Origin of the sequence: Dolomitihabitans soli (assembly GCF_022213955.1) — a bacterium.
In the GTDB taxonomy this organism is placed as follows: domain Bacteria; phylum Actinomycetota; class Actinomycetes; order Streptosporangiales; family Streptosporangiaceae; genus Streptosporangium_A; species Streptosporangium_A soli.
Genome location: NZ_JAKNTW010000001.1, coordinates 866,235 through 878,330 on the forward strand (window position 1 = coordinate 866,235; position 12,096 = coordinate 878,330).

Here is a 12,096-nt window from a genome sequence, read left to right on the forward strand (position 1 = left end):
CCTTCGCCCGGGCAGGTCCCGCGGCGAGGACGGCCCGGGGGCGGACAGATCTCAGGGCAGGCCCCAGGGCAGGTCCGGGGGCAGACCCGGAGATGAAGACGGTCCGCGTCCCGGCTCGGGCAGGCCCAGACGGGACGAGGTCCCCCGTACGGGAGCCGGCCGGCCCGGGGGGCAGGACCCGCGCCGGCCCGCGCGGCCGTGGTCCTCCCGGACAGGTGACGACACCCGGACCATGGGCCGGCCTCCCCGGCCGCCGCGGCCACCCCGTCAGCGGCCGCCGGCCAAGCCGCCCACCGTGCTGCGCCTGGGCAACCCGCGCAGGCGGCTGCACATCGGCCTGATCGCGATGACCTTCGTGCTGTCCATCCTCGCGGGCAGGCTGGTCCAGCTCCAGGGGCTCGACTCCAAGGTGTACGAGGCGCACGCCGCCGAACAGCGGGTGCAGCCGGAGCGCCTGCCCGCCAGGCGGGGCGCCATCACCGACGTCAGCGGGCACGAGCTCGCGGTCACCGTGGAGGCGCGTGAGGTGTCGGTCGACCCCGCCCTGATCTCCGCGGAGAAACGGACGGAGGTGGCCGCGACCCTGGCCAGGGAGCTGGGCAGTCCGCCCGCGCAGATCGTCGCCAAGCTGGCCCGTACGAACACGCGCTACCAGCTCATCGCCAAGGACGTCGATCCGGTCGTCGCGGAGGCGGTGCTGAAGCACGATTTCCGCGGCGTCAGCACCAAGCCGCAGTACCGTCGCGTCTACCCCGGCAACGACCTGGCCGGCAGCCTCGTCGGTTTCGTCGGGTTCGAGGGGCGCGGCCTGGCCGGGCTGGAAGGCGTGTACGACAAGATGCTCGCCGGTCAGGACGGCGAGCAGAGCATCGAGATCGGCAGCAAGGGCCAGCGGATCCCGATGACCCGCGACACCAGCCGGGCGCCGGTGCCGGGCCGGGACGTCCGGCTCACGATCGACCGCGACATCCAGTGGGCCGCCCAACAGGCGATCGCCTCGCAGGTGAAGGCCACCGGCGCGCGCAGCGGCAGTGTGATCATCATGGACGTGCAGAACGCGCAGATCCTCGGCATGGCCAACGCCCCCGAGCTCGACCTGAACAACTGGGAGAAGACCCCGGGCGAGGACCGGGGCAACCGGGCGGTGGCCGAGGTGTTCGAGCCCGGCAGCACCAACAAGGTCATCACCGCCGCCGCCGCCCTGGAGGCCGGTACCGTGCGCCCGGAGACCGTCTTCCAGGTCAAGGACAACATCCAGTGCGCCGACCGCGTTCTCCGGGACTCCCACCCGCATCCGCCGGAGCGGCTCACCTTCGCCGGGGTCGTGGCCACCTCGAGCAACGTCGGCACGATCATGGCGGCGGAGAAGGTCGGCGACCAGAAGCTGTACGAGAAGCTGCGCGCCTTCGGTTTCGGCGCCAAGCCGGGCGCGGGCCTGCCGGGCGAGGAGGCCGGTCTGCTGCCCGACTGGAAGACCTGGTCGGGCAGCCAGAGCTGCACCGTCGCGTACGGCCAGGGCGTCTCGGTCACCGCGCTGCAGATGGCGAGCGTCTACCAGACCATCGCCAACGGCGGGGTGCGCGTCACTCCCCAGATCATCGCGGGGATCAGCGGCGAGCAGGGCAAGAAGATCGTCCCCTCGAAGCCGGGCAAGCAGACCAGGGTCGTCAGCGAGCGCACCGCCGACGAGATCGCGGGCATGCTGGAGGCGGCCGTCGGTGAGGACGGCACGGGCAACCTCGCGTCCATCCCCGGTTACCGGGTGGCGGGCAAGACCGGTACGGCCATGCGATACGACGAGAAATGTCAGGGCTATTGTGGCTATACAGCGACTTTCGTGGGGTTCACGCCCGCCGACAAGCCCCGGCTGATCGCGCTCGCCGTGCTCCAGGATCCGAAGAAGGGGCACTACGGCGGCCAGATCGCCGCCCCGGTGTTCAAGGACGTGATGATGTTCGCGTTAAAGAGCAGGAAGATTCCCCCTACCGGCACGACTCCGCCTCCGGTGCGGATACGCGCCGGAGGGTGACGAGTGAAGGTACGCTCTCGCCGTGCGTCCCCCGTCGTCTATGCGTCCAACGACCAGCCCGCCCCGCCCGCTCTCCGGGCTCGCGGCCCTGCTCGGCGCCCCTTCGGGCGCGCCGCAGGGTCCGCGCGCCGCGGTGACGGGAGTCACCATCGACTCCCGCGAGGTGCGTCGCGGCGATCTCTACGTCGCCCTCAGAGGAGCGTCGTTCCACGGAGCCCAGTTCTCCGCTGACGCGCTCGCCGCCGGAGCCGTGGCGATCCTCACCGACCCGGGCGGCTGCGAGGCCGCCGCCGCCACCGGCCTCCCCGTGCTCGTCACGCCCGACCCCCGCGCCGTTCTCGGCCGGGTCGCCGCGTGGGTGTACGGCGGGCCCGCCGCCGACGTCATGGTCATCGGCGTCACCGGCACCAGCGGCAAGTCCACCACGACCTTCCTGCTGGAGGCGGGCCTCAAGGCGGCCGGGCACCGGGCAGGGGTGATCGGCGGGGTCGAGATCCACGCCGGCGACCTGTGCTTCACGCCCAAGCTCACCACGCCGGAGGCGACCGAACTGCACGGCCTGTTCGCCCTCATGCGCGAGAAGGGCGTCACGGCCGCCGCCATGGAGGTCTCCAGCCACGCCCTGGCACTCGACAGGGTCGACGGCGTCTTCTTCGACGTGGCCCTGTTCACCAACCTGTCCCAGGACCATCTCGACTTCCACCGTGATCTCGACGACTACTTCGCGACGAAGGCCAGGCTGTTCACGCCGGAGCTGAGCCGTACGGGCGTGGTCAACCTCGACGACGAGTACGGGCGGGAGCTGGTCGGGCGGTCCAAGATCCCGGTGACCACGTTCTCCGCGGCGGGGGCGGCCGCGGCCGGTTGGCGGGCGCTCGACGTGCGCTCGGGCGGCGACGGCAGCAGTTTCCGGGTGGTCGGGCCCGGCGGGGTCGAGGCCGACGTCACGGTGTCGCTGCCCGGCGCGTTCAACGTGTCGAACGCGCTCGGCGCCATCGTCTCGCTGGTGGAGGCCGGGGTGCCGCTGCAGGCCGCGGTGCACGGCGTGGGCTCGCTGACCGGGGTTCCCGGCCGGATGGAGCGGGTCGGCGAGGGGCACGGCTTCCAGGCGATCGTCGACTACTCGCACAAGCCGGGAGCGGTGGAGTCCGTGCTGCGCTCGCTGCGCGCGGTCACCCCCGGCAGGCTGATCGTCGTGCTCGGCTGCGGCGGCGACCGCGACCGCGGCAAGCGCCCGCTGATGGGCCGGGCGGCCGCGCTGCTGGCGGATGTGGCGTTTTTCACCAGTGACAACCCCCGAACCGAGGATCCTCTGGGCATCCTTGCGGCCATGCTTGACGGAGCACTGGAGGTGCCCGAGCATGACCGGGCTCATGTGATCATGGAGCCCGACCGTGCCGCCGCCATCGATCTGGCGATCGGCCGGGCAGAGCCCGGCGACGTCGTGATCGTGGCGGGCAAGGGCCACGAGCAGGGTCAGTACATAGCCGGCGAGGTGCTTCCGTTCGACGACCGGCAGGTCGTCGCGGCGGCTCTCGGCCGTAGAGCACATATGGAGAGTAGGGAAGAAGCATGATCCCGTTGCCGCTGGCCAGGGTCGCCGAGATCACCTCGGGCGCCCTCACGGGCATGGCCGACCCCCGCGCGGTCATTCGCGGCCCCGTCGTGATCGACTCGCGGGACGTCGTGCCGGGATCCCTGTTCGTCGCGATCAAGGGCGCCCGCGTGGACGGCCACGATTTCGCCGTGGCGGCGCGGGAGAGGGGCGCGGAGGCCGTACTGGCCTCCCGGCCCACCGACGCGCCCACCGTGATCGTGAGCGACGTGGTGGCCGCCCTGGCGGGCCTCGCCACCGCCGTCGCCGCGGAACTGCCCGCGACCACGGTGATCGGGGTGACCGGCTCGGCGGGCAAGACCACCACCAAGGACCTGCTGGCCAGGCTCACCGCACGGATGGGGCCCACGGTGGCGCCCGTCGGCTCCTTCAACAACGAGATCGGCCACCCGCTCACGGTGCTCAAGGCCGACGAGAGCACCAGGTTCATGGTGCTGGAGCTGAGCGCGCGCGACACCGGCCACATCGCCTACCTGGCGAGGATCGCGCCGCCCAGGATCGGCGTGGTGCTGAACGTCGGCACCGCCCACCTCGGCGTGTTCGGCGGCCGGGAGGCGATCGCCACCGCCAAGGGAGAGCTGGTGGAGTCGCTGCCCGCGGGGGGCGTCGCCATCCTCAACGCCGACGACCCGTACGTGCGGACCATGGCCGAGCGCACCGCCGCCCGCGTCACCTGGTTCGGCCGCTCGCCCGACGCCGCCGTCCGCGCCGACGACGTCACGATCGACGAGCGCGGCCGCGCGGGCTTCACGCTGTGCACCCCCTCGGGCGAGGCCCCCGTCAAACTCCGCCTGTACGGCGAGCACGCCGTGGAGAACACCCTGGCCGCCGCCGCCGGGGCCTACGAACTCGGCCTGCCGGTCGCCACCATCGCCCAGGAGCTGTCGGAGGCCGAGCCCCGCAGCCGATGGCGAATGGAGGTCACCGACCGGCCGGACGGCGTGACAGTGATCAACGACGCCTACAACGCCAACCCCGACTCCATGCGCGCGGCCTTCGTCGCGCTCGGCGACCTCGGCCGCCAGCGGCGCAGGTTCGCCGTCATCGCCGCGCTGCGGGAGCTGGGCGAGGAGAGCGCGGCGCTCAACGAGCAGGTGGGCCGGATGGCCGCCGGCGCCGGTCTGACCGGGCTGATCGTGGTGGGCCCCGGCTCGGGGCCGCTGCTCGCGGGCGCGTCCGGAGCACCGGTGCTGCACGTGCCCGACGCCGACACGGCGGCGGCCGAGCTGGCCCGCAGCCTGGCGCCGGGGGACGTGGTGCTGATCAAGGGCCCGCGCGCGATGGGGCTGGAACGCGTGGCGGATCTGCTGCTCGGAGGTGTCCGCCAGTGAGGGACATCATCGTCGCGGCGGCAGTGGGTCTCCTGCTGTCGATGATCGGCACGCCGATCGCCATGCGCCTGTTCTCCAAACGCGGTTACGGTCAGAACATCCGGGAGGAAGGCCCCTCGGGCCACTACGACAAACGGGGCACGCCCACCATGGGCGGCACGGTGATCGTGATCGCGGCCCTGCTCGGCTACGCGGCCTCGCACGCCGCCACGCTCTCCTCGCCGACGGTCTCCGGCCTGCTGGTGCTGTTCCTGATGACCGGTCTCGGCATGGTCGGCTTCCTCGACGACTTCATCAAGATCTACAAACAGCGGAGCCTCGGCCTGCGCAGCGGCGCGAAGGCGTTCGGCCAGCTGGTGGTCGGAGCGATCTTCGCGATCCTGGTGGTGCAGTTCCCCAACGAGTACGACATCCGCCCCGCCGAGACCAAACTCTCCTTCCTGCGCGACTTCGGGCCCTCCATCGGCATCGTCGCGTTCACGGTCTGGGTGCTCATCATCATCGTGGGCTTCTCCAACGCGGTGAACCTCACCGACGGCCTCGACGGCCTCGCCTCCGGCGCGACCGGCGTGGTGCTCGGCTCCTACGTCCTGATCGGCAACTGGCAGCTCCGCAACAGCTGCGTCGACCATCTCGGCCCCAACTGCTACTGGGTGCGCGACCCGCTCGACCTCGCGGTGGTCGCCGCCGCCGTGCTGGGCGCGCTGATCGGCTTCCTCTGGTGGAACGCGCCGCCGGCCAAGATCTTCATGGGCGACACCGGCTCGCTGGCGCTCGGCGGCGTGATCGCCGGGCTCGCCGTCACCACCCGCACCCAGCTGCTCCTGATCATCCTGGCCGGGCTCTGCGTGCTCATCACCATGTCGGTGATCATCCAGGTCGGCTTCTTCAAGATGACGGGGAAACGGGTCTTCCGGATGGCCCCGCTCCAGCACCACTTCGAACTGGCGGGCTGGGCGGAGACGACCATCGTGGTCCGTTTCTGGCTGATCGCCGGATTGTGCGCCGCGGCGGGCCTCGGCCTGTTCTACGTCGAATGGATGCCCAAGTAATGAGCGTCGTGGTGGCGGGTCTGGGCGTATCGGGCGCGGCGGCCGCCCGCGCGCTGGCGGCGTCGGGCGAGAGCGTCCTGGTGCTGGAGGCCAGGGACGGCGAGCGGCAGCGGGCGCTGGCGGGTGAGCTGGCCGGTCAGGGCGTGCAGGTGCGGTTCGGCGCGATCGCCGAGCCGCCGCCCGGCACCTCGCTGCTGGTCACCTCGCCGGGCTGGCGGCCGGACCACCCGCTGCTGACGGCGGCGGCCCGCGCGGGGGTGGAGGTGATCGGGGAGGTCGAGCTGGCGTGGCGGCTGCGTCCGCGAGGGGCCGCGCCGTGGCTCGCGCTGACCGGCACCGACGGCAAGACGACCGTGGTGCGCATGCTGACCGCGATGCTGACCGCGGCGGGGCACAAGGCCCTCGCGGCCGGGAACGTCGGCACGCCGATCGTGGAGGCCGTGTTCGGGCCGAGCGAGGTGCTCGCGGTCGAGCTGTCCAGCTTCCAGCTCCACTGGTCGGGCAGCCTGGCGCCGCACACCGCCGCCGTGCTCAACCTGGCCCCCGACCACCTCGACTGGCACGGCTCCATGGAGGAGTACACCCGTGTCAAGGGCCGGATCTTCGAGCGGGCCGGAACCGTCGTGCACAACGCCGACGACGAGCTCGCCGCCCGCCTGGCCGCGCCGTACCCCTCGGCGGTCGGGTTCACCCTGGACGTGCCGCGGCCGGGGCAGCTCGGCGTCGTGGAGGACCTTCTGGTGGACCGCGCCTTCGTGGCGAGCCCGCGCGACAGCGCGGAGGAACTGGCGTCCCTGGGCGACGTGCGGCCCTTCGCGCCGCACAACGTGGCCAACGCGCTGGCCGCCGCCGCCCTCGCCCGCTCCTACGGGGTCCCTCCGGCGGCCGTACGGCAGGGCCTGGCCGATTTCGTGCCCGACCCGCACCGGATGGAGACCGTGGCCGAGGTCGGCGACGTCCGCTACGTGAACGACTCCAAGGCGACCAACGCGCACGCGGCGGCCGCGTCCCTCGCGGCCTACCCGTCGATCGTCTGGATCGCCGGAGGTCAGCTCAAGGGCGCCGACGTGGCGGATCTGGTACGGCGGGCGGCGCCGCGGCTGCGCGGCGTGGTGCTGCTCGGCGTGGATCGCGATCGAATTCGGGAGGCTCTGGCGCGACACGCCGCGAATGTCCCGGTGGTGGAGGTGCCGGGGCAAGACACTGGGGTCATGGACCGTGTCGTCATCGAAGCCGCCAGGCTCGCCGCCCCGGGGGACACCGTGCTGCTCGCGCCCGCGGGCGCGTCACTGGACATCTTCCCCGGCTACGGAGCCCGCGGGGAGGCTTTCGCGGAGGCGGTGCACCGCCTGGCGGAAGGGGACCGCGGGCGGCGGGGATGACAACCGAGACCACGGGGAGCCCCGGAACCTCCGGGCCCTCCGGGACCACCGGCCCTCCGGCCGAGCCGGGGACGGTCCGCCGCAAGGGGTGGGTGCGCGAGCAGACCGGCTCGCTGATGGAGCTCCTGGACCGCCCGCTGACGTCGTACTACCTGATCATCGGGTGCAGCGCGCTGCTGCTCGCGCTCGGGCTCATGATGGTGCTCTCCGCCTCCAGCATCGAGGCGCTGGAGGAGACGGGCGACCCGTTCTCCTGGTTCATCAGGCAGTCCTTCTCCGCGGCGCTCGGCCTGCCCCTGATGTGGATCTGCTCGCGGCTGCCGCAGCGGTTCTTCCGGCTCGCGGGCTACCCGCTGATGGCGTTGTCGATCCTCGGTCTGCTGATCGTGATGTTCGTGGGCGAGTCGCACGGCGGCGCCCAGCGCTGGCTCGACCTCGGCATATTCTACCTGCAGCCCTCTGAGCCCGCGAAGTTCGGGCTGGTGCTCTGGGGGGCCGACCTGCTCGCGCGCAAGGCCAGGGCGGGCCGGATCGAGTGGCGGCGGCTGCTGATCCCGCTGATGCCGGGTACCGCGATCGTGGCCATCATGGTCATGCTGGGCAGCGACCTGGGCACCACGCTCGTGCTTCTGCTGATCTTCCTGTCGCTGCTGTGGGTGGTGGGAGCGCCGATCCAGCTGTTCGCCGGCATCTTGTCCGTCTCGGTGCTGGCCGCGTTGATCATGATCAAGGTCGAGCCGTACCGGATGGCGCGGATCAACTCCTTCCTCGACCCGTGGTCCGACGCCCAGGGCGCCGGCTACCAGGCCGTGCAGGGGCAGATCGCGCTGGGGTCCGGCGGCTGGTTCGGGCTCGGGCTGGGCAGCAGCAGGCAGAAGTGGAGCTGGCTGCCGCACGCGGAGAGCGACTTCATCTTCTCCATCCTCGGCGAGGAACTGGGGCTGGCGGGCACACTCGCCGTGGTCGCCCTGTTCGGCCTGCTGGGATACGCGGGACTGCGGGTGGCCTCGCGGGTCACCGACCCGTTCGTCCGGCTCGCCTCGGCCGCCGTGGTGGCCTGGGTGGCCGGTCAGGCGATCGTGAACATCGGCGCCGTGATCGGTGTGCTGCCCATCACCGGCATCCCGCTGCCCCTGGTGTCCTATGGTGGTTCGGCCCTGTTGCCCACGCTCGCGGCGCTCGGCATGTTGCTGTCGTTCGCCAAACGCGAGCCCGGCGCACGCGAGGCTCTCGCCGCGCGTGGCCCCGGACCGGTGGCTCGGGCCCTAAGCTGGCTTGGCCTGGGTGGCCCGAAGGCGAAGTCTCGCCGTACGGGCCGCTGAAGGCCGACATTCGACAGGTGAAGTGAAAGGACCGACATGAGGGTGGTCCTCGCCGGCGGCGGGACGGCCGGTCACATCGAGCCGGCGCTGGCACTGGCAGACGCGTTGCGCCATCTGGACCCGAACATCGGCATCACCTGCCTCGGCACCGAGCGGGGTCTGGAGACCCGGCTGGTGCCGCAGCGGGGATACGAGTTGCAGCTGGTGCCCGCGGTGCCGCTGCCCAGGGCGATCACGCCGCAGCTGCTCTCGGTGCCGGGACGCCTGGCAGGGGCGATCAACGCGGCGGCGGGCATCTTGGACAGGGTGCAGGCCGACGTGCTCGTGGGATTCGGCGGCTACGTCGCGACCCCCGGCTACCTCGCGGCCAGACGCCGCGGCGTGCCGATCGTGGTGCACGAGGCGAACCCACGCCCCGGCCTGGCCAACCGGCTCGGCGCGCGGCTCACCGAGCACGTGTTCACCGGCCATCCCGAGGCGTCGCTGCCGCATGCCCAGTACGTCGGCATCCCGCTGCGCCGCGACATCGTCAACCTCGACCGGCTGTCGACGGGCGACAAGGCGCGCTCCTGGTTCGGCCTGGAGGCCGACCTGCCGACGCTGCTGGTCTTCGGCGGCTCGCAGGGCGCCCGCTCGCTCAACCGGGCGGCCCTGGCGGCCGGCACCACGCTGCGCAGGGCCGGCATCCAGGTGCTGCACGTGCTCGGCCCGAAGAACACCCTCGACGAGGAGCCGCCCCCCGGCGATCCGCAGTACGTCGTGCTGCCCTACGTCGACCGGATGGACCTGGCGTACGCCGCCGCCGACTTCGCGCTGTGCCGCAGCGGGGCGATGACCTGCGCCGAACTGACCGCGGTGGGCCTGCCCGCGGCCTACGTGCCGCTGCCGCACGGCAACGGCGAGCAGCGGCTCAACGCCGCCCCGATCGCCCAGGCCGGCGGCGGTCTGCTGGTCGACGACGCCGACCTGACCCCCGAGTGGATCGTGCACCATCTGCTGCCGATCCTGTCCGACCCCGAGCGGGTGGCGATGATGTCGGAGGCGGCGTCGAGGATGGGCCGCAAGGACGCCGACCTCGAGCTGGCCCGCAGGGTGCTGGGCGTCGCCGCGGCGGGAAGACAGAGGTGAGCGTCTGATGAGTCTTGTGAAACTGGTTGAGCCGGTGTCGGCCGAGGAGCTGGGCCGGGTCCACTTCATCGGGATCGGCGGCTCGGGCATGTCGGGCATCGCGCGCATCCTGCTCAAGCGAGGCGTGCGGGTCACCGGCAGCGACGCCCGCAGCACGGAGATGGTCGCCGAGCTGCGCCGGCTCGGCGCCACCGTGCACATCGGCCACGCCGCCTCGCACGTCAAGAACGTCGACACCGTGGTGGTCTCCACCGCGATCCGCGACTCCAACCCCGAGCTGGGCGAGGCGCTGCGCCAGGGGCTTCGGATCATCCCGCGGGCCGCCGCGCTCGCCGCCGTGATGGCCGGGCGCAACGCCGTCGCCATCGCGGGCACCCACGGCAAGACGACCACCACCTCGATGCTCACGGTGGCGCTGCAGAAGTGCGGTGCCGATCCCTCGTACTGCGTGGGCGGCCAGCTCGTCACCACCGGGCTGGGGGCCGACGAGGGCACCGGAGACGTCTTCGTCGCCGAGGCGGACGAGAGCGACGGCTCGTTCCTGATGCTGGCCCCCCGCATCGCGGTGGTCACCAACGTCGAAGCCGACCACCTCGACAACTACGGCGACCCCCGGGCGGTGCACGACAGCTTCGCCCGCTTCGTCGAGCGCGTCGGCTCCGTCCTGGTGCTGTGCGCCGACGACCCCGGCTCGGCCGCGCTCATCCCCATCGCCCGCGCCCGCGGCCTGACCGTGCGGACGTACGGCGAGACGGACGGCGTCGACTTCCGGATCAGGGACGTCAAGCCGGAGGGCTTCGGCCTGGCCTTCGGCGTCGACGGGCTCGGTCCGGTCAAGCTCGCCGTCCCCGGCAGGCACAACGCGCTCAACGCCGCCGCGGTCATCGCGGTCGCGGCCGAGCTCGGCCTGCCCTTCGACGAGATCCGCGACGGTCTCGCCGCCTTCACCGGCGCCAAGCGGCGCTTCGAGTCCAAGGGCGAGGCCGACGGCGTCGCCGTCTTCGACAGCTACGCGCACCATCCGACCGAGCTGGCGGCCGACCTGCACGCGGCCCGCGACGTGGTGGCCTCCTTCTCCGGATCGGGCCGGGTCATCGCGGTCTTCCAGCCGCACCTGTACTCCCGGACCAGATTCTTCGCCGACGAGTTCGGCACCGCGCTCGGGCTGGCCGACGAGGCCGTCGTCCTCGACGTCTACGGGGCCAGGGAGGATCCCGAGCCCGGGGTCTCCGGTGCGCTCGTCGCCGGCCGGGTTCCGCTGCCCGCCGAGCAGGTGGTCTACGTTCCCGAGCGGTCCGCCGTGCCCGGCGTGGTGGCCGCGCGCGCCCGCCCCGGCGACGTCGTCGTCACCATGGGCGCGGGCGACGTCACCGAACTCGGCCCCCTGATCGTCGCGGAGCTGTCCACCCGGTGAGAAGACCTCTGCGCATGGTGCTGGTGGCGGTGCTCACGGCCGGGGTCGTGGGCACCGCGACGTGGGTGGTGTTCTTCTCACCGGTGCTGGGCGTGCGCGAGATCGAGGTTGTGGGAAATCTCACCGTGCCGTCCGCGCAGGTCGAACGGGCTGCGGGGGTGCCCGACCGGCACCCGCTGGCGACCGTCGACCTGGCCGCGGTGAAGGGCCGGGTGCTGGGCATCAGGCAGATCGAGACGGCCGATGTCGGCAGGGGATGGCCGGGCACGTTGCGGATCGAGATCGTGGAACGCGAGCCGATCGCCGCGGTCGTCGTGGCGGGCAGGGCGGCGTTGATGGACAGGCACGGGGTGGTGACCGAGGTGCGGCCGGTGGCCCCGCCGCGCCTGCCGCTGCTCCGCGTGGCCCGGCCGGGGGAGCGGGACCCGGCGACGCTGGCGGCGCTGGCCGTGATCGCGGCGTTGCCCGAGGATCTGGCGCGCCGGGTGGCCGAGGTCCACGCCGCCTCGGCGGAGAGCGTCTCGCTCCGGCTGGGCGACGGCCGTACCGTCGTCTGGGGAGGCGTCGACCGGGGGCAGGAGAAGGCGACGATCCTGGCCACGCTGCTGGATCGGACCGCCGACACCTACGATGTGAGTTCGCCCGAGGTCGTGACCGTGAAGTGAGCAGACGTGCGCGGCGTCGAGCGAATGGGACAGCCCGCGACACGCCGGGCGTGCTTGCGGCGCGGTTAGTTGACCCGCGTGGAGCGTAACTCCTACTGTCCGTATCAATCCTCAGGTTGACATAAATCTAAATCTCAACTTGAGGGTGAGGGTTGGGA

At 72.1% G+C, this 12,096-nt stretch carries 9 protein-coding genes; all 9 read left to right on the forward strand.

The annotated features are described in order from the left end of the window. Positions 1-295: 295 nt before the first annotated feature. The 9 genes from MBA17_RS03930 to MBA17_RS03970 are packed head-to-tail and all read left to right on the forward strand — an operon-like array spanning position 296 to position 11,938. A complete protein-coding gene (locus MBA17_RS03930) occupies positions 296-2,029 on the forward strand; it encodes a peptidoglycan D,D-transpeptidase FtsI family protein (protein ID WP_455432694.1) in 1,734 nt (577 codons plus the stop codon). Positions 2,030-2,069: 40 nt separating this feature from the next. Further along, positions 2,070-3,605, forward strand: a complete 1,536-nt coding sequence (locus MBA17_RS03935) for a UDP-N-acetylmuramoyl-L-alanyl-D-glutamate--2,6-diaminopimelate ligase (RefSeq protein ID WP_238494831.1) — start codon at positions 2,070-2,072, stop codon at positions 3,603-3,605. Then, positions 3,602-4,975 (forward strand): UDP-N-acetylmuramoyl-tripeptide--D-alanyl-D-alanine ligase, encoded by a 1,374-nt coding sequence (locus MBA17_RS03940; RefSeq protein WP_238494832.1) that lies wholly within the window; start codon positions 3,602-3,604, stop codon positions 4,973-4,975. Before MBA17_RS03935 ends, MBA17_RS03940 begins: the two co-directional genes overlap by 4 nt. Continuing rightward, complete coding sequence (gene mraY / locus MBA17_RS03945; RefSeq protein ID WP_238494833.1) at positions 4,972-6,027, forward strand: phospho-N-acetylmuramoyl-pentapeptide-transferase; 1,056 nt, start codon at positions 4,972-4,974, stop codon at positions 6,025-6,027. Before MBA17_RS03940 ends, mraY begins: the two co-directional genes overlap by 4 nt. Beyond that, positions 6,012-7,409, forward strand: a complete 1,398-nt coding sequence (gene murD / locus MBA17_RS03950) for a UDP-N-acetylmuramoyl-L-alanine--D-glutamate ligase (protein ID WP_238494834.1) — start codon at positions 6,012-6,014, stop codon at positions 7,407-7,409. The genes mraY and murD overlap by 16 nt, the downstream gene beginning before the upstream one ends. Further along, positions 7,406-8,731: a putative lipid II flippase FtsW gene (gene ftsW, locus MBA17_RS03955; RefSeq protein ID WP_455432684.1), complete on the forward strand. Its 1,326-nt coding sequence runs from the start codon at positions 7,406-7,408 to the stop codon at positions 8,729-8,731. The genes murD and ftsW overlap by 4 nt, the downstream gene beginning before the upstream one ends. Before the next feature lie 36 nt (positions 8,732-8,767). Then, positions 8,768-9,859, forward strand: coding sequence for an undecaprenyldiphospho-muramoylpentapeptide beta-N-acetylglucosaminyltransferase (gene murG, locus MBA17_RS03960; protein WP_238494835.1), 1,092 nt, complete (start codon positions 8,768-8,770; stop codon positions 9,857-9,859). Positions 9,860-9,866: 7 nt separating this feature from the next. Next, positions 9,867-11,273: a UDP-N-acetylmuramate--L-alanine ligase gene (gene murC / locus MBA17_RS03965; protein ID WP_238494836.1), complete on the forward strand. Its 1,407-nt coding sequence runs from the start codon at positions 9,867-9,869 to the stop codon at positions 11,271-11,273. Continuing rightward, positions 11,270-11,938 carry a cell division protein FtsQ/DivIB gene (locus MBA17_RS03970; RefSeq protein ID WP_238494837.1) on the forward strand — a complete coding sequence of 223 codons (669 nt, stop codon included), beginning with the start codon at positions 11,270-11,272 and terminating at the stop codon, positions 11,936-11,938. The genes murC and MBA17_RS03970 overlap by 4 nt, the downstream gene beginning before the upstream one ends. Positions 11,939-12,096 lie beyond the last annotated feature (158 nt).

Bases quoted from the DNA above. Each gene is read 5' to 3' on its own strand.
- MBA17_RS03935 (WP_238494831.1), top strand. From the start codon at position 2,070: ATGCGTCCAACGACCAGCCCGCCCCGCCCGCTCTCCGGGCTCGCGGCC.
- MBA17_RS03940 (WP_238494832.1), top strand. From the start codon at position 3,602: ATGATCCCGTTGCCGCTGGCCAGGGTCGCCGAGATCACCTCGGGCGCC.
- murD (WP_238494834.1), top strand. From the start codon at position 6,012: ATGGATGCCCAAGTAATGAGCGTCGTGGTGGCGGGTCTGGGCGTATCG.
- ftsW (WP_455432684.1), top strand. From the start codon at position 7,406: ATGACAACCGAGACCACGGGGAGCCCCGGAACCTCCGGGCCCTCCGGG.
- murG (WP_238494835.1), top strand. From the start codon at position 8,768: ATGAGGGTGGTCCTCGCCGGCGGCGGGACGGCCGGTCACATCGAGCCG.
- murC (WP_238494836.1), top strand. From the start codon at position 9,867: ATGAGTCTTGTGAAACTGGTTGAGCCGGTGTCGGCCGAGGAGCTGGGC.